The sequence below is a fragment of the Fructilactobacillus sp. X3R5C2 genome, from assembly GCF_059901175.1.
The window spans coordinates 138,358-156,678 of the sequence record NZ_JBWXVC010000002.1 but is presented as its reverse complement, the minus strand read 5'-3'; the positions used below and the strand labels follow the sequence as shown (position 1 = coordinate 156,678).

General features: G+C 36.7%; 19 protein-coding genes. 3 read left to right on the top strand and 16 right to left on the bottom strand.

Features of this window, described 5'->3' with window-relative positions; genetic code table 11:
• Positions 1 to 33 precede the first annotated feature (33 nt).
• From glyS to rpsU, 9 genes are all read right to left on the bottom strand, one after another.
• On the bottom strand, positions 34 to 2,112 hold the full coding sequence (gene glyS, locus AC6UD4_RS02850) for a glycine--tRNA ligase subunit beta (RefSeq protein ID WP_500709627.1): 2,079 nt from the start codon (positions 2,110 to 2,112) through the stop codon (positions 34 to 36).
• Positions 2,113 to 3,081: a glycine--tRNA ligase subunit alpha gene (gene glyQ, locus AC6UD4_RS02845; RefSeq protein WP_500693801.1), complete on the bottom strand. Its 969-nt coding sequence runs from the start codon at positions 3,079 to 3,081 to the stop codon at positions 2,113 to 2,115.
• A 280-nt stretch (positions 3,082 to 3,361) separates the two neighbouring features.
• Positions 3,362 to 4,135: a DNA repair protein RecO gene (recO, locus tag AC6UD4_RS02840; RefSeq protein WP_500693802.1), complete on the bottom strand. Its 774-nt coding sequence runs from the start codon at positions 4,133 to 4,135 to the stop codon at positions 3,362 to 3,364.
• A gap of 8 nt (positions 4,136 to 4,143) precedes the next feature.
• A complete protein-coding gene (era, locus tag AC6UD4_RS02835) occupies positions 4,144 to 5,052 on the bottom strand; it encodes a GTPase Era (protein ID WP_500693803.1) in 909 nt (302 codons plus the stop codon).
• A gap of 10 nt (positions 5,053 to 5,062) precedes the next feature.
• Complete coding sequence (locus AC6UD4_RS02830) at positions 5,063 to 5,458, bottom strand: diacylglycerol kinase family protein (protein ID WP_500693804.1); 396 nt, start codon at positions 5,456 to 5,458, stop codon at positions 5,063 to 5,065.
• A complete protein-coding gene (ybeY, locus tag AC6UD4_RS02825; RefSeq protein ID WP_500693805.1) occupies positions 5,442 to 5,924 on the bottom strand; it encodes an rRNA maturation RNase YbeY in 483 nt (160 codons plus the stop codon). The genes AC6UD4_RS02830 and ybeY overlap by 17 nt, the downstream gene beginning before the upstream one ends.
• A gap of 2 nt (positions 5,925 to 5,926) precedes the next feature.
• Positions 5,927 to 6,901, bottom strand: a complete 975-nt coding sequence (locus AC6UD4_RS02820; protein WP_500693806.1) for a PhoH family protein — start codon at positions 6,899 to 6,901, stop codon at positions 5,927 to 5,929.
• 116 nt (positions 6,902 to 7,017) lie between these two features.
• Positions 7,018 to 7,461 carry a GatB/YqeY domain-containing protein gene (locus AC6UD4_RS02815; RefSeq protein WP_500693807.1) on the bottom strand — a complete coding sequence of 148 codons (444 nt, stop codon included), beginning with the start codon at positions 7,459 to 7,461 and terminating at the stop codon, positions 7,018 to 7,020.
• Between the two features lie 54 nt (positions 7,462 to 7,515).
• Positions 7,516 to 7,713 carry a 30S ribosomal protein S21 gene (gene rpsU, locus AC6UD4_RS02810; protein WP_039142968.1) on the bottom strand — a complete coding sequence of 66 codons (198 nt, stop codon included), beginning with the start codon at positions 7,711 to 7,713 and terminating at the stop codon, positions 7,516 to 7,518.
• Positions 7,714 to 7,855: 142 nt separating this feature from the next.
• Between rpsU and AC6UD4_RS02805 the strand changes: the two genes are divergently transcribed.
• Positions 7,856 to 8,674, top strand: coding sequence for a pyruvate, water dikinase regulatory protein (locus AC6UD4_RS02805; RefSeq protein ID WP_500693808.1), 819 nt, complete (start codon positions 7,856 to 7,858; stop codon positions 8,672 to 8,674).
• Here AC6UD4_RS02805 and AC6UD4_RS02800 read toward each other — a convergent pair.
• From AC6UD4_RS02800 to aspS, 6 genes are all read right to left on the bottom strand, one after another.
• Positions 8,655 to 9,590: a deoxyribonuclease IV gene (locus AC6UD4_RS02800; protein ID WP_500693809.1), complete on the bottom strand. Its 936-nt coding sequence runs from the start codon at positions 9,588 to 9,590 to the stop codon at positions 8,655 to 8,657. The genes AC6UD4_RS02805 and AC6UD4_RS02800 overlap by 20 nt on opposite strands.
• Positions 9,583 to 10,806 carry a CDP-glycerol glycerophosphotransferase family protein gene (locus AC6UD4_RS02795; RefSeq protein ID WP_500693810.1) on the bottom strand — a complete coding sequence of 408 codons (1,224 nt, stop codon included), beginning with the start codon at positions 10,804 to 10,806 and terminating at the stop codon, positions 9,583 to 9,585. The genes AC6UD4_RS02800 and AC6UD4_RS02795 overlap by 8 nt, the downstream gene beginning before the upstream one ends.
• 11 nt (positions 10,807 to 10,817) lie before the next feature.
• Positions 10,818 to 11,627: an ABC transporter permease gene (locus AC6UD4_RS02790; RefSeq protein WP_500693811.1), complete on the bottom strand. Its 810-nt coding sequence runs from the start codon at positions 11,625 to 11,627 to the stop codon at positions 10,818 to 10,820.
• Positions 11,628 to 11,654: 27 nt separating this feature from the next.
• The gene (locus tag AC6UD4_RS02785; protein WP_500693812.1) at positions 11,655 to 12,722 is read right to left on the bottom strand and encodes a CDP-glycerol glycerophosphotransferase family protein; all 1,068 of its coding nucleotides are present in this window, start codon (positions 12,720 to 12,722) and stop codon (positions 11,655 to 11,657) included.
• Between the two features lie 157 nt (positions 12,723 to 12,879).
• The gene (locus AC6UD4_RS02780; RefSeq protein ID WP_500693813.1) at positions 12,880 to 13,758 is read right to left on the bottom strand and encodes a YitT family protein; all 879 of its coding nucleotides are present in this window, start codon (positions 13,756 to 13,758) and stop codon (positions 12,880 to 12,882) included.
• A 101-nt stretch (positions 13,759 to 13,859) separates the two neighbouring features.
• Positions 13,860 to 15,638, bottom strand: coding sequence for an aspartate--tRNA ligase (gene aspS, locus AC6UD4_RS02775; RefSeq protein ID WP_500693814.1), 1,779 nt, complete (start codon positions 15,636 to 15,638; stop codon positions 13,860 to 13,862).
• Between the two features lie 348 nt (positions 15,639 to 15,986).
• Here aspS and AC6UD4_RS02770 point away from each other — a divergent pair, with 348 nt between their 5' ends.
• Positions 15,987 to 16,838 carry an N-acetylmuramoyl-L-alanine amidase family protein gene (locus AC6UD4_RS02770; protein WP_500693815.1) on the top strand — a complete coding sequence of 284 codons (852 nt, stop codon included), beginning with the start codon at positions 15,987 to 15,989 and terminating at the stop codon, positions 16,836 to 16,838.
• A 13-nt stretch (positions 16,839 to 16,851) separates the two neighbouring features.
• Entirely contained in the window at positions 16,852 to 17,700 is an 849-nt protein-coding gene (locus AC6UD4_RS02765; RefSeq protein ID WP_500693816.1) for a fructosamine kinase family protein, read from the top strand.
• On the opposite strand, the gene AC6UD4_RS02760 is transcribed toward AC6UD4_RS02765, so the two are convergent.
• Positions 17,689 to 18,321 carry an HAD-IA family hydrolase gene (locus AC6UD4_RS02760; protein WP_500693817.1) on the bottom strand — a complete coding sequence of 211 codons (633 nt, stop codon included), beginning with the start codon at positions 18,319 to 18,321 and terminating at the stop codon, positions 17,689 to 17,691. The two genes, AC6UD4_RS02765 and AC6UD4_RS02760, sit on opposite strands and share 12 nt — an antisense overlap.

Below are 18,321 nucleotides of genomic sequence, written 5' to 3'. Positions count from 1 at the left end.
CTTTCTCGGAAATCTATTCTAATATTAATTTTTTTATTTAACAATTATTTCGTCGACATCAGCAAAGTGATCAATCATTCTTGCTAAATTAGTCAATTCTGCCAGACGATTATTGCGAACTTTCGTGTCGTCTGCCATTACCATGATTTTATCAAAATACTCATCAATGAGTGGCTTTAAAGAAGTTAATTCATTAAAAACTTGGTTAGCATTCAATTCATTAAAGTTTGGGCTGATAAGTTTGATTTTATCATTAAGGACTTTCTCTGAATCATTTTCAAACAACTTTTCATCAACTTTAACACTACCAGCTGGAAAATGACCTTTTTGAGCAATCCGAACCACTCGTGTCAGTGCCTCAATTGATTTTTTAAAATTAGGATCATCTTTATGATCATTTAATGTCATTGCGGTTTCAACGTTAAAGTAAATATCACTGTCAGTTGATCCCACCGCCGCATCAATTAGATCATAGCGAATATCTTTCGACTTGAGTTGTCGTTTAATTCTTTCTTTAATAAACGCAACCACGTCAGAAACAATCTTAGTTTGATCTACTTTTGGTAAGACCGCTTTAGCTTTCTCTTCAGCAATCACTTGATTCATTAATGGCATAAGTGGTACTCGCCACTTTTCACTAACAACAATTCTAACAATTCCAGCTGCCTGCCTTCTTAATGCATACGGATCATTTGAACCACTAGGAATCATATCTGCAGCAAAGAAGGTCATCACACTGTCAAGTTTATCTGCCACTGACAAAACAGCACCTACTTTAGTTTTGGGAAGTTCCCCGTCGGATGAAATGGGAAGATAATGTTCACGAATTGCAGTAGCAACTTCCGGATCTTCACCCGCAAGCAATGCGTATTTTTCACCCATTACTCCTTGTAATTCAGCAAACTCTCCAACCATCCCGGTAACTAAATCAAATTTATAAATTTCTGAGGCACGTTGTAAGTGTTTTAATTGAGTTTCATCTAATCCAACATTTTTCCCAATTATCTGGGAAATAACTTGAACGCGCTGCATCTTATCGTATTCAGAAGAAATCTTATCGTGAAAGCTAACTGTTTTGAGCTTATTAACATAATCGTCAATTGATTGCTGTTGATCCTCATTATAGAAGAAATCAGCATCATCAAGTCTAGCAGTCAAAACTTTCTCGTTTCCGGCAACTACGTTATCAAGATGATTCTCATCACCATTTCTAACGGAGACAAAATAAGGTAAAAGATTACCATCCTGATCTTCAACGTAGAAGAATCGTTGGTGGTTTCTCATTGAAGTAATCAATACTTCACGTGGAATTTTTAAGAAACGGTCGTCAAATTTTCCAGCAAAACTAGTTGGCCATTCCACTAAATTATTAACCTCTTCAAGAAGATCATTATCAATATTGACCTTCCAATTGTTCTTTTTCGCAATTGCTTCAATCTGTTTACGAATTAAATCTTTTCGCTTGTTAGCATCGGCAATCACGTGTTGGCTGGTTAAAGCTTCTTCATAATCATCGGCATTTTTTAACTCGACGTCTTTTCCAAGAAAGCGGTGTCCCCAGGTGGTCCGTCCAGAATGAACATCAACAATCTGCATTGGGATCACTTCATCGTCCAGTAAAGCCACAATCCATTTAATGGGGCGAATAAATTCAAACTTGTTGGTTCCCCACTTCATTAACGTTGGAAAAGTCATTGATTTTACAACATCATTAAGACCACTTAATACTTCTTGAACTGGTTTTCCCGCTACGTGTTTTTCAACAAAAGCATACTTAGTTCCCTTAACATCCTTAAAGACGATATCATCAGGCGTTAATCCTTGTCCTTTAGTAAAACCAATTGCCGCCTTACTCCAATTGCCATCTTTGTCCTTTGCAATCTTTTCGGCCGGACCTCGAACCTCTTTATCAACATCTGGTTGTTTGTTAACTAAGCCAGTAATTTGAATTGCCAGTCTTCTAGGAGTAGAGAACTTTTTAATTTGGTCATAAGAAATTCTTTGATCTTTTAAATACTGAGCCGCTTTTTCTGCCAATTGATTAACACTTGGCGTCACGACATGAGCGGGCATTTCTTCTAATCCAATCTCCAACAAAAATGTCTTAGCCATCTACTTATCCCCCTTGCCATCATGATGCTTTTTGTTTTTCTTCTTACTATTTTTTGAATCATCTTTTAAAAGCTCTTGTCGTTTTTGCTCATCCTTAATAAGTGGAAAACCACGCTTTTTACGCTCAGCAACAAATGCTTTGGCGATCGCGTGTGCCATTTTTCGAATTCGTGAAAGGTAACCAGCACGTTCAGTGACAGATACGGCTCCTCTTGCATCTAGTAGGTTAAAAGTATGACTACATTTCAAAATATAATCATAGGCTGGATGAACTAAGCCAAGTGATATTAATCGTTTAGCCTCTTTTTCGTAAGCATCAAACATTTGGTGCAACATTTTTTGGTCTGATTCTTCAAAACTATACTTAGAATGCTCATATTCGGGTTCTTTAAAAATATCACCGTACTTAACTCCGTTACCCCATTCCAGGTCAAAAACATTGTTGACGTCTTGAATGTACGAAGAAAGCCGTTCCAATCCATAGGTGATTTCAACCGCAACTGGATCCATAGTTAATCCACCGACAACCTGAAAATAAGTAAACTGAGTTACTTCCATGCCATCGAGCCATACTTCCCATCCAACACCGGCACATCCCATTGATGGATTTTCCCAGTTATCCTCAACAAACCGAATATCATGTTCAAGTGGATTAATTCCTAGTTGTTCAAGCGAATTAATGTACAATTCTTGGATGTTGTCCGGAGATGGCTTCATTAATACCTGAAACTGATGATGCTGATAAAGCCGATTAGGATTTTCTCCATACCTACCATCAGCTGGACGTCTTGATGGTTCAACGTAACAAACATTCCATGGCTCTGGTCCAATCGCACGCAAAAAAGTGTACGGACTCATTGTTCCCGCACCTTTCTCAGTATCATATGATTGCATCCGCATGCAACCAAGCGAACTCCAATATGACTCTAGAGTACTGATAATATCTTGGACTGATAGTTTTTCTGTCATTAACTTCTCCTCCTAATCAATAAGCAAATAAAAAAACCTATGCAAAAGTACAATGACTTTCACATAGGGACGATTTATTCGCGGTTCCACCCTACTTCTGAACTTAATCAGCAACTCGAGATTAAATGGCTCCGAAAGTGCCAATTTATACCCACATTAACCATTTCCCACTAACATGGTTTCACTGAAATGTGATAAGCATAAAACTTCCTTCATCAACACCAATTATTTAACTACTATAATTATAAAATTATCACACAAAACAGTCAACGGTTAACCATCAATTAAGGTTGATTTTCCAATTGTTCATCTGATCTAAAAATTTTTTACTCTTTAAATTTAGTCCAACAGAACTATCGTAAATTTTATCAATCACACTGCGAATTTTCTTTTTAGTTTTGCTATTAACCTGAATGTTACCGATTTTTTTCAGGTCAATCGCAGAAAACAAGCGAAGATAGTAAATTGTTTTTTGGTCGAGATGCATTCGATGAGGATCAAGATGAAAATGATCCTCACAAATAATTCCTCCATACTCTTCTGAATAATCAAACTTTTTATTGGTTTGATGACAAATAACACAGGATTTAAATTCAGGTGCTACCCCAAAAGCAGGAAGAAGTTGAATCTCAATGATATTGGTAATTACTTCAGCATCAAAACCACTGTTAATCATATTTAAAGCATAGTATAAACGATTAAACCAATCGTTTATCTTAACTCCCTCAGGAAATGCCGCATCCACTAACGTCATAATGTAAGTAGCATATGCATCTAAATAAATATCATTTGCAATCTGTTCAAAATGCTTAACCTCATTACCACTACTAATGTACGACAATCCTTCTGATTTGAGCGTGCCCTCGTACGTACCAAAGCTAAATGGCAAAATATCACCTGCCATTTTAAAGTTCGCTTTATTGGCTCCTCTAATAAAAAACATTTTGAGCCCAGCTTCTGCCGTCAAAAATTTCACCAACATATCGTGCTCGCGATAGTTCTTACGATACAATAAAATTCCATGAAAAGTTTGACTCCTTGGATTTACTGACAAAATATCACCTAGTAACTATCTTTTCGGTATCCTAATTGTCTTAAAGCTGATTCTTTTTCACGCCAACTTGGTTGAATTTTTACCCACAATTCAAGATAAACTTTGCTTCCAAGTAGAGTTTCAATCTCTTTTCTGGCCAATGTCCCAATCTTTTTCAGCATTCCACCATTCTTCCCAATCAAGATCCCGCGTTGGCCCTTTCGTTCAACAATAATATTAGCGTCAATATGAACGTTTCCATTATCTTGGGTCTTCATTTTTTCAACTTCAACTGCAACAGAATGTGGAATTTCTTGCCTCGTTAGTTCTAAAACTTTTTCGCGAATTAATTCGGAAACGATGAAACGTTCGGGATGATCGGTAATTTCATCGTCAGGATAATACTGCGGTCCTTCTGGCAACTTAGAAACCAACGTAGTCAGTAATTCATCAACATTGTTCCCTTGAAGAGCAGAAATAGGAAACACATCAGCCCATTTATAAGCTCGTTTGTACGTGTCCATGATTGGTAATAAACTGTTCGGATTGACTTCATCAATCTTATTGATAACTAAGTAAACCGGACAATCCACTTTTTTTAATTGATCGATGATGTAATTATCACCAGCACCACGAGTTTCAGTAGCACTAACCATAAAAAGGACTGCATCGACCTCCTTTAAAGAAGAGAGAGCAGCGTCGTCCATATAATCATCCAACTTGTTTTTTGGTTTATGAATTCCGGGAGTATCAATGAAAACAATTTGTGCATCATCAGTGGTATAAATTCCCTGAATTTTGTTACGAGTGGTTTGTGCCTTGTCAGACATAATCGCAACCTTTTGCCCAATCACTCGATTTAAAAAGGTTGATTTCCCAACATTTGGACGTCCTACAATTGCTACAAATCCTGACTTATACTGTGCCTTTTCTGCCATATTTTCCCCTTTAGCTCATTAAATCAATAATTTTTGGAACGAAAACAATTAAACCTACAATGATCGCAAAAATTGCCGTTAAAACAACGCCACCAGCCGCAACGTCTTTAATTACCTTAACTCGTTCGTCGTAATGATGGTCCGCCATAAAATCCATGATCCTCTCAACAACGGTGTTAAGAATCTCACCCACAAGAACTAAAATAATTGCGGTAAACAGCCACATAAATTGTTCCAAACTAATTTTCAAAAGAAAACCAATTATTAGGGTAATAATGGCACTAGTTATATCAAACTTAAAGTTTCGTTCATGAACAAAAACCCATTTAATGCCATCAAACGCATGTCCAAAAGCCTGAAATATATTTTTATTTTTCCCAGTCTGTTTATTATTTTGTGAGTCCATAAGAGTCCATAATCTTTCTTTGAAGTGGGAACATGATGGCTTCATCCTCAGGCTTCATATGGTCATAACCATTTAGATGCAAAAATCCATGTACAACTAAAAAACCAAGTTCTCGATCATTTGAATGATTTAAAAAATCAGCCTGTTCAGCAACTTTATCAACACACACAAAAATATCCCCAATATTTTCAGGAATATCTTTTTTCATTTCATCATTCATGATTACGGGAAAATCATCATCACTCTGATCTTCAATCGCAAAACTAATCACATCAGTGGCCCGATCTACACCACGGTAGTCCCGGTTAATTTCCTTGATGCGATCATTGTTGACCAAAGTAACCGACATTTCGGTATTATTTTTTAAATCAATATACTTAGCGGCATAATTTAGAATATCTCTAATCAAATCAATTTTTTTGGGGTCGACCCCATCCTTAGTTTGATCATATATTTCCAGATCCATATCTATTCCCCATTATCATTTTTTTCGTAGGCATTAATGATTTTAGCCACAACTGGATGTCTAACGACATCATCAGCACTAAAGTTTACAAAATTAATATCATCAATATTTCTCAGGATTTTAGGAGCGGTGACTAATCCACTCCGGATCCTTCCGTTTAAATCAATTTGAGAAATATCACCATTAACAATCATTTTAGAACCAAAACCCAACCGGGTTAGAAACATTTTCATCTGAGCATTAGTAGTGTTTTGAGCTTCGTCTAAAATAACAAAAGAATTATCGAGGGTCCGACCACGCATATAAGCTAATGGCGCAATTTCGATAACGCCACGATCCATTAGTCTTTCAGTGTGATCAGATCCAAGTGTCGAATTCAGTGCATCGTACAGTGGTCGTAAATATGGATCAACTTTTTCTTTTAGGTCGCCAGGTAAAAAGCCTAAACTCTCACCCGCTTCAACAGCTGGTCTGGTTAAAACAATCTTATCAACGTCACCCTTTTTTAAAGCGGCAACTGCCATTACAACTGCTAGATAAGTCTTTCCCGTCCCAGCAGGTCCGATTCCAAAGGTGACATCATTATGCTTGATGGACTGAACGTACTGGCGCTGCCCAAAATTCTTAACTCGAACTGGCTTCCCCTTATTATCCTTTAAAAGGACTTGATTATATAATTCTGGGAGAAAACCTAGAGTTCCTTTCTCAGCCATCTTCATTGCCGAAACAAAATCACTACCATTCAAAGTGATCCCAGAATGAACAAGTTCAAGCATTCCATTCAAAATATCAATGGTATTTTGAACCGCTTTCTGAGTGTCACCTTCAACCGTAATCTTACCACCAGAATGGCGAATAGAAGTTTCCATCCCCTGTTCTAGAATATCTAAAAAGGCATCTTGAGCTCCAAATAAAGCTGATTCATCATTTGGATTCTTTAACGTTAATTCTTTTTTAAATTCAAAATTATCTGTCAATCAAACAAGTTCCTTTCATATCAACTCAACTTTTACTTAAAATACTAGCATATAATTTGCCACTTACAAAGTAAAAGAACAAAAAGAACCCATTGACCATTCAATGAGTTCCCTTCTTAACTAAGCGCTTTATTAACAAGTTTATTAACAGTGTTACCATCGGCTTGTCCTTTAACTTTACCCATGACAGCACCCATTACCTTGCCAAAATCGCTCTTGTTTGACGCACCAAGTTGCTTAACCGTTTCATTAACAATTTTTTCAAGATCAGCTTCTGACATTTGCTTTGGGGCATAATTTTCAAGAATCTTTAGCTCATCTTCTTGCTGCTTCACCAAATCATCCCTGCCACCGTCTTTAAACTCGGCAATCGAATCTTTGTGTTGTTTAACTTCTCGATTAACAACAGCTGCTCCTTCACTATCAGAAAGATCATGACCTAATTTAATCTTTTCATTCATTAAGTTCGACTTAAGCATTCTGACAATTGTCAGCTTAGTCTTATCATGATTCTTCATTGCATCTTTTAGATCATTATTTAATTCATTTGATAAAGTCATATTGGACCTCTTTTCGTCAATATAAAAAACGCTCCTGATCAGGGGCGTTTAATATTAGAAGCTGCGACGCTTCTTTTTCTTATTGTTACGTTTACGAGCTGCTTCTGATTTTAATTTACGTTTTACGCTAGGTTTTTCGTAAAATTCACGTTTACGGAATTCCTGAAGGGTACCGCTTTTTGAAACCGTGCGCTTAAAGCGTCGAAGAGCATCATCAAGAGATTCGTTTTTACGAACGACAGTTTTTGACATGATAAAATCCCTCCCTCCGAGCTTAAATGATACCGTCTGTAATCCTTAACGGTCAATATTAATTATACATTATGGCACGGAGCCCGTCAACGAGTCTGAACAAGAAATATGATAAAATGTTAACAAAGTAGGAGGTAATATTATGGCAACTAATTTTAATGCATTTATCATTTCTGATTCAAGTGGTGCCACGGCAACTTCGATCGCCCGAACCGCTGCTTCACAATTTCCAGAAGCAAACGCTAATTTTAAACGATACCCATTTACTCAAACGCAATCCATGCTCGATGGAATACTCAAACTTGCTAAAAAACAGGACGCCATCATTTTTCACACTTTAGTTGATCCGGGCCTGAGTAAAATGGTATCTCAATTTGCACTAGAAAATAACCTGTATAGTTTTGACTGCATTCAAAAACCCATTCAAATCATTTCTAAAAAACTCCATGAATCGGCTGCAGAAGTACCTGGCCTAGTTCACAACTTAAATGAAGACTACTTCAAACGGATCTCAGCAATCGAATTTGCGGTAGCTAATGATGACGGAAAACGACCTAATGACCTCAAAAAAGCTGATATCGTTCTCTTAGGAATATCAAGAACATCTAAAACGCCATTATCGCTATACCTTGCCAATCAAAACTTCTTGGTAGCAAACGTCCCAATCGGTCCTACCATCCAATTACCAGAAGAGGTTTATCAGATCGACCACAATAAAATATTTGGTTTAACCAATTCAGTTACCAATCTAAAAAAGATTCGGCAAGAACGGATGATTGCTTATGGGTTAGACCCAAACACTCCATACTCGGACTCAAATCAAATAAAAAAAGAGCTTGACTATGCCAAGCAACTTTATCGAAAACTAAATTGTCTTCAAATTAACGTGTATAACAAGTCAATTGAAGAAACAGCTACCATCATAACTCAAAGTCTTAATATTAACGAACAAGATCATTAATCTTTTTAGCTTGATAATCTTCTTTAATATCCTCAATCATATCAGGATTAAACTTCTGTTCTTTTAACATTTTAATTTCATATTGATGAGGATTAATTTTAACATCCCCAATCTTAACAACCGGCGTCTCTAAAATCTTAGGAACTTGATCAAACTTGGGATACCGGGCTACATAATTTAAAGCATCAAATCCAATGGTCCCGAAACCAATGTTAGTATGACGGTCTTTATGGGATCCCATTGGATTTTTAGAATCATTTAAATGAATCACTTTGATTCGATTAATACCAATAACTTGATCGAACTCTTCCATAACCCCATCAAAATCATTTTTAATGTCATAACCAGCGTCGCTAGTATGACAGGTATCAAAGGTAACCGATAACTTATCATTCAAATTAACACCGTCAATAATCTCAGCAAGTTGTTCAAAAGTCGACCCGATTTCAGTCCCTTTTCCTGCCATTGTTTCAAGTGCAATTTGAATCTTTTGTTCTGGGGTGATTACTTCATTTAACCCTTTAATGATCTGCTTAATTCCGGCTTCAACGCCAGCACCAACATGTGCACCGGGATGCAAAACAATTTGATCAGCTCCCATTGCTTCAGATCGATCAATCTCTTGTTTAAGAAAATCAACCGCAAAGTGGAAACTTTGTGGCTTTTTTGTGTTACCTAAGTTAATGATGTAAGGTGCATGAACTACCACCTCACGTAAATCATGATCAGCCATGTAGTCGTGTGCTTGATCAATTTTAAGATTTGCAATCGGGGTCCTTTTTGAGCTCTGAGGAGCACCAGTGTATAACATAAAGACATTCTCACCATCGCGTTCGGCTTCTTTTGCGGATCCTAACATCATCTCTGGCTTTTTCATTGCAACATGTGAACCAATCAAAAATTCATCATTACTCATGTTTATCCCCCATTACTTTAACAACTTGATTAGAAGCATCTCCATGCTCCCAACTACAAAACTTACTATAAAATTTCTTCATTTTTTGATGATACCCAGCAAACTTACCATTTTCATTAAAATTAGACAACTCTTCATAAAAAGAATTTTGATTTTGAACAATTGGACCAGGAGCATCGCTTAGAAAATCAAAATAAAATCCACGTAGTTCATCCTTATAATGCTTTAAGTCGTAAGTATAAAACAACATTGGCCGTTTTAGATTGGCATAATCAAACATTACTGAAGAATAGTCAGTAATGAGTAAATCTGAAATTAAGTATAACTCATTAATATCACGATCAGCTTCAATGTAAACTCGCTTTTCATACCCAGAAATATCAATTTGGTCCTTGACTAAGTAATGCGGACGAATAATTAAAGTAGTGCCACTAGATACATGCTTAAAGAAACCTTTTAAAGAAAATGGTAACTCAAAGTTATAACTGCCCTTCTTTTGATAATCATCATCACGCCAAGTTGGTGCATACAAAATAACTTTAGAAGTCGAGTCACCAATAATTTTTTCTTTTAATTTTTTAATCTCAACTGAAGTATTTTTATGATATAAGACATCGTTTCTGGGATAACCAATTCGTAACGGAATATTTCTAAAATCAAAGGCGTGATCAAAGATTCGTTCTGAATACTGATTAGGCATAATTAAATAGTCCCACCGCTTGGCTTCTTTGACAAAATCATTATGGTATTGATTAGTGGAAATACCTGGAATCGCAACGTGTTTGATATCAATTCCTAATTTTTTTAACGGGGTTCCATGCCATGTTTGGATATAGGTGGTCCGCTTATTCTTTTTCCACCACTTCGGAAATCGGGAATTAAAAACCCAAAAGTCTGCCCTAGCAATGTGCCAAACCCACCTTGGAAAAAAACGCCGTAAAATCTTTATGTTGGGATACTTTTCGTGTAATTGTTTGTATTTGGAAGCTTTGACACCAAAATAGGCCTTTTTAGCATCATGAGGATGTTGCTTCACCCACGCAAGGTAAATGGCGGCTGGATTGTCGTTTATATCCCTACCATTAAAACTTTCAAACATTACTTCATTTTTTTTAGTTGGTAAACAAATAAACCCATCGTTTAAAACGATGAGCCCAGTGCGAATAGTCAACTTAATCCCATTAATTAACTTGTTTTTAATTTGTTTTCCATTCATGTTATTTTTACCTATACTAAATCAACAAAATGCGATCTAAATTTAAAGTGAAGATGAGATCCAATTAAAAAGAAAAATAACGTCATCAACCAAAAAATCACGGTTAACAGTGGCTTCTCCCAAAACCAGCTACTCGATAACATTGAATCCCGGAATCCTTGAACAATGTAAAAAAACGGATTCAACTCCAAAATTCTGATTAAAAATGGTGGGAATGACGCAGACGATTCAAAGTTAAATAGAACTCCTGAAATGTAGAATAGCATTCTCATAAACGATTGCAACATGACATGATAATCTCGGACCAAGACGGTAATGGTCGAATTAAAAATGCCAAAAGCAATTAACCAAGCAATCATGGCAATAAAGTAATAAATCCACTGGAACCAGAACAAACTCGGTCGAACTCCATAAAGATAACCAATTACAATTGAAAACGCCAACATTGTCCAAAAAGAACTCAAGTTACTGACTAACTTAATCGAAGGTAAAATGCTAATTGGAAACTTCATCTTTGAAACTAACCCAGCTCGTTGGTAAATACTCTTAGAAGCGTCTAGTGTAACTCGGTTCATAAAAAACCAAGGAGTAATCCCAATGACCATCCATGGGAGATAACTGCCGTTGTGTCCAGTACTACCTTTTAACCCCACACCAAAGACTAACCAGTAAATTGCAATTTGAATCAGCGGATAAAGATACTCCCAGACTAAGCCCAAATAATGACTTTGATACGTAGCCTTATCTTCATACTTTGAAATTCGAAAAATAATGCCCAAATTTTCAAATTGTTCCTTAAGTAAAGCCCAAACTTCCTTCAAGCTCAGCACTCTCCCTTTTCTGTTTATCTAATTATTTTGTAAAACATACTTTTTAATAACCCGTTCGGTTGCATACCCATCATTATAAGTGTTCCAGTGTTTATTAAAATTAGTAAAATCAATTTTTTGATTATCCACAATGGCTTTATTCAACTGATCAACCTTAGTGATTGGTTTAGATGGTAACCACTGTAAGAAATCCTTTTGAATTCCTGGGTCTTTTTCGTATTGTTCTAAATCAAACATAAAGAAAATCATTGATCGTGCTTGTGGCAATAAACTAAAATCAAAGGCAACTGAAGAATAGTCCGTTACGAGTGTGTCACAAACTGAAAGTAAATCAGACGTTGAAAGTTGATTATAAAAACGAATATTTTCGTTTGAAAACTTTCTAATACGTGCTTCCTGATCCCTGAGTAAGGGATGAAGTTTAACTACTGTAATCGCATTTGGATCGGCGGTCAATGCTTCGCCAATACTTTTTGGAGGTTCAAACTCTAAGCCATCCCGATATGTTGGAGCATACAAAATGACCCTTTTACCCTTTAATTCTGGAGCAACCTGATAAACACGATGTCTGGCAACTCTTCTCCAGCGTTCCTTAAACAATCGATCCGAACGTGGATAGCCTAAATATTTCATTTTACTAGGAACTTCATGATAACTGCGTTCAAAGATCTTTCCCATCGCTTTTGAAGCTACCACAAAGTCATCAAAATGATTGTACACACTTTGAAATCTAAGTCTATCGAAAAACGATCTTTTCTTGGTCGTGGGATCTTCCCATCCAAAACATTTAATGGCACCATCAGCATGCCACAATTGAACAATTCTCATCTTACTCTTTGGTCGTACTAAACCAGCCAAAAATGGGAAGTAATTATCACAGAACAAAACTCGAGCTGACATTAATTGAGGAACGGTAAATAACGCAAATTTAGCGTTTTCATTAAAGGGAATCGTCTTGATTCCAAATGCACTCAAATCAGTTGCTGCAGCTTCAATTTCGGGTTCGTATAATACGACTAATTCTTGTCCAATGGGCGTGTTAGTGGCAATTTGTTTAATCAACCTAAGGTTATTATCGAAACTCATAACATAATATATATTTTTCTTTGGTCGAAAATAAAAAATTGCGGAAACTATTTTAATTAACCATGTATACATGACTTTCACTTAAACCACCATTTTCAATAATTACAATGAGACATTATATCATAAAGAAAAAACCGGGACACTCTAACTTAATAAGCTATTTTCGCTTCTTTTCATAGAAATTCCCTAGTACCTTATCAACATCCACAACCACTCCAAATGAATCTGGATCAGATTCATTTAAAGCCGCTTCAAATTCGGTCATTTCATATCGTGAAATTGAGGTGAACAAAACCGACTTTTTTTTATGGTTATAGGCTCCCTCAGCATTATGAATAATCGTAATACCTCTCCTAAGGTGATTTTGAATACTATCAACCACCGTCTTAGGACGATCAGTAACTACCATTACTTGCACGATTTGTTGCCTTGTATATGCCAGATCCATCGCTTTCGCGTTAACTAGGACTCCAATTGCTGAATAAAAGGCATAGGGCCAACCATAAAAGAATCCCGCTGATAAGATGATAAAAGTATTGAATATCAAATTAATTGTCCCAATTGATTTACCGGTTTTACGTTGGATAACAATTCCTAAGATATCTAACCCACCAGTAGAAATCCCATTTTTAAGCGACAGACCCACTCCAAATCCGTTAATGGCACCACCAAAGATAGCACAAATCAATGGATCCGTTGTCAGAGTCAGTGGCCGTAATATTTTGATCATAACACTGGCAACCACAACGGAAACGAACGTAAACATGGTAAACTGATGACCAATTTGTTTCCAAGACAAAATAAACATTGGAATGTTCAGTAAGAAAAGTCCCAAAGCAGCTGAAATTGTAAATGGAAAATACCGTTCTGTAAGAGTATCCAATAGTTGTGCAAAACCGGTAACTCCTGAAGAATAAATGTGTCCGGGAGTCCAAAAGAAATTCATCGCAATTGAAACCATGATTCCGTACACGAAGGCGGTCGAGAACTTAGATATGTACTGATGTCGCTTTAAAATTTTTTGTACGTCGTCCATTTAAGTAGCCCCTGATCATTTAGAAATTCATAACTAGTATACCATTCCAAAATTTAAAAAAAATAAAAAGTTGTGGGGTTACCACAACTTTTAGCTAATATTTAATTATCCCTTTTATCAACTGAAATGCCTAATTCATCTAACTGTTTGTCAGAAACAGGTGTAGGAGCACCAGTCAATGGTTCAACTGCCTTTGAATTCTTAGGGAAGGCAATTACATCTCGAATATTACCACGATGTGCTAATAACCTAGCAAAACGATCTAATCCAATTGCCAAACCACCATGTGGTGGAAAACCATAATCCAATGCTCTAAGGAAATACCCAAATTGATTCTCCGCACTTTCCTTAGTAAATCCGAGGGCTTTAAACATCTTTTCTTGAAGATCACGGGTATGAATACGAATTGATCCTCCACCAAGCTCCAGTCCATTCAGAATAATATCATAACTTTGAGCATGCGCTTTGTGGGGATCTTCTCCATCATTTAGGTAATGTTCGTCACCTACATTTGGCATCGTAAATGGATGGTGAGCAGCAACCCAACGCCCAGCACCCTCATCATATTCAAATAGTGGCCAATCAACAATCCAAAGGAAATTATACTTGTCTTCTGGAATCATATTTAACTCATTGGCAATGGCAACCCGGAGATATCCTAAAGTATCAGCCACTACCTTACTCCGATCAGCAGCAAATAATAACAAGTCACCGTCTTTTGCCCCAGTGGCTTTTTTAATTTTACTTACCATTTCTGGATCTTTGAAGAATTTAGCGATTGGGCCAGAGAATCCATCATCAGTGACTTTCATCCATGCAAGTCCCTTAGCGCCAAAACGCTTTACGTATTCACCGTACTTATCAATATCTTTTCTTGAGAAGTTTGCTGCACCACCAGGAACAGCAATGGCTTTAACCTGACCACCATCTTTAATTGCTGAATCAAATACCTTAAAGTCGGACTCAGTAACTACGTCCGAAAGATCCTTTAATTCCATCCCAAAGCGAGTATCCGGTTGATCTGTACCAAATCGGTCCATTGATTCCTGCCAAGTAATCCTCTCAAAGGGCAAATTAACATCAACGTCAACCGTATCTTTCATGACTTTTTTAATTAATCCTTCTGTGATTTCCTGAATTTCTTCAGCAGAAAGAAATGAAGTCTCCATATCAATCTGGGTAAATTCTGGTTGACGATCACCCCGTAAGTCTTCATCTCTGAAGCACCGTGCAATTTGATAATAGCGATCAAATCCAGCTCCCATTAGTAATTGTTTAAACTGCTGCGGAGATTGAGGTAATGCATAAAATGATCCCGGATATACTCTTGATGGGACTAGGTAGTCTCTTGCTCCCTCTGGAGTTGAAACCGTTAGATCTGGGGTTTCAATATCGATAAATCCATTTTCGTCAAAATACTTGTGAGTAGACTGTAAGATCCGATTCCGGATCAATAATCCCTTTTGCATCACTGGACGTCTAAGATCAAGATAACGATACTTTAATCTTAAGTCATCAGACGCATTGATATCATTTTTGATTTCAAATGGGGTTTGCTTGGAGGTGCTTAAAACCTTAGCGTCAGAAACATCAACTTCAACTTTTCCGGTATGGATATCCGGATTAATTTCTTTTTCTGCTCTAGCAACCACTCTTCCTTTAATCTGGATAACATACTCATTTTTAACTGATTCGGCTACTTTAAAGGCTTCTTTGCCATTTTTTTCATTAAAAACCAACTGAACGATCCCAGCACGATCACGTAAGTCAATAAAAATAAGACTTCCCAAGTTACGCTTTTTAGCAACCCATCCATCTAAGACTACTTCTTGATCTAAATAATCCTCGTTAACGTTTCCAGCATACGTTGTTCGCTTCATGTACTAATCTTCCTCTCATTTAGTTGAGTCAAAAGCATAAAAAAAGCGCACCATGTAATCACAAGGGCGCAATTAGCACGGTACCACCTTTTTTAGTTTCTTTTGTTTATTCATTTTACCTCGATGCGTCTTTACCATTTATAGGACACGCCCTCTCAGCATTTGGACGTTCTCTTCAGACCACTAAACGGTTACTATTCATCGTCAACAGCATTTTAAATCACTTTAAGACTAATAAAACCCACATAAATTGTCAAGATTCTAGTGAATATTTTTATTATATGCTTAAACAAAAAGTCAAAAAGTTATACTATTATGAGTAATCGTATCATTAATGAGGTCGAAAAGATGAATATAAATTTATACATAAAAAATAAACGCGGTTTTTACACTACTTTGATAATTGTTGGCGCAACCTTGATCATTCTTTTAGTTATGTTAATAAAAAATAATGTCAGTATTGGCTTTAATAACCTAAACATAAAATCCGGCCCAGGGATTGAATATCGTACTGTCAAAACCGTTAATCAAGGAACTAGACTTCAAATTCTAAGTGAAAAAGACAACTGGTACAGAGTTGTATATCAAAACCAAAAGATTGGTTGGGTCCCCACTTGGTTAGTCAATAACCGTAAGCTTAATAAAGCCACTAAACTATCGGAAACCACCATCGTCTTAGACCCTGGTCATGGAGGAAGTGACTCGGGTGCACTATCAACCAGCGGGCAAAAAGAAAAAAACTACACCCTTAAACTAGCCCAACAAGTCGCAAATAAGCTGCGTAATCGTGGTGCGCATGTTATCATGACAAGGGATTCAGATAAGACGGTTAGTCTATACAAACGACCCGATTTTTCAACTGATAATCATGCCAATTTCTTCGTGAGTTTCCATTTTGATTCATCCAGTACCGATAATACCGCAAGTGGATTTACCAGCTACTACTATCATTCAGGAAAATCAAAACAACTGGCATCTGACATCAATTCCAATATGGATGATGTTCCCCTTAATAATCGTGGTGTCCAAGTTGGTAACTATTTAGTGATTAGGGATGTCTCAATCCCATCGGTTTTACTCGAAATGGGATACATTAATAATGACCATGACTTTAGTAAGATTAAAAATGCTAGTTACCAAAATCTCGTTGCAAATGATGTAACCAATGGAATCAATAATTATGTAAACAAGACTTATTAGAAGGGAGTTTACTATGAAAAAATTAAATCAAGATTGGATTACTCAATTACCATTAAAGAACGTTGAATCGTTAACTCCGGTTTCAGGCGGAGACATCAATGACTCATATCAAGTTAAAACTCCAGATAAAACTTATTTTATGAAGGTCCAGCCTAATCGTGGAAAAGTATTCTTCGATCATGAAGTTGAAGGAATTCACTTGTTATCGAAAGCGGCCAACGTCCCAACGGTAGTAGCATCTGGTGAAATTGATGGTGACGGCTTTTTAATCCTGGATTGGATTGACGTTGGTTCTGGAAACCAATACGATCTTGGCAAAATGGTCGCAAACGTTCATAAAATTCATAACGATCAGTTTGGATTAGACCAAAACTTTGATGCTGGAAAAATACCAAAAAATAACACCTGGCAAGACACTTGGCAAAAATTCTACGTCGAACAACGAATTGATCCGTTGGTAAAAATAGCAAAAGAAAAGGGCCGCTGGAATGATTCCAGAGACCAACATTATCAAGTTATGAGACAACAAATTATTGACTACTACACAAAACATCCCAGTACCCCAAGCTTGCTTCATGGAGACCTCTGGTCTGGGAATGCTATTTTTACAGCTAATCATGAGCCCATGTTGATTGATCCAGACGTCTACTTTGGCGACCGTGAGTATGACCTTGGTGTAACAACCGTCTTTGGTGGATTTAACCGCGATTTCTACCGCGGTTACAATGACACCTATCCAATTGAACCGGGTTTTGAAAACCGGGTCGGTTGGTACCGCTTCTATTACTCACTAATGCACGTTGTATTATTTGGGGAAACATTTGGGCCCTTATTAGACGGCGTGCTAAGTTCATTTAATTAAACTTAACATATCGTTAAAATCATGAACTACGTAATCTGGGTCTCCTGGTTCAACAATTACGTAGTCAGGATCGAAAAGGATGGTTTTAATTCCGGCATTATGACCAGCATCAACATCTAAACGTCGATCACCAATCATAAAAGTATCAGAGCGATCTAAATTCATCTTTTCAATTAAATAATTCAAAGACTCTGGATCAGGTTTCCTTTTAAAAGACTGTTTGCTGGTAACAAAACCAGTAAACAGTCTTTTTAAGTCAAAATGATCAAGTAGAATTAATGCTTGGTCATCTCTATGAGTTAAAAGTCCGTTCTTTCCATCCGTTTTTAAAACTTTTAACAAAACAGATTGAACCCCTTTAAATGGCTTTGCTAACATAACTTCATCAACTTCAAACTTTTTATAGTCTTTTAGAAATTGATCTTGATTAAGATTAATTTCAGCGCAATATTTGGTCTCAGCCGAGCCCAATGAATGAACTCGCATATCTTCGTAGATTGACTCAGGATCAAAGTTAACATCACTCACTCCATTCTCAGCTAACGCCTTACAAAACGAAGTCACCATATACGGGTAAGTATTAAAAAGTGTCCCATCAAAATCCCAAACTGCATTTGTCAT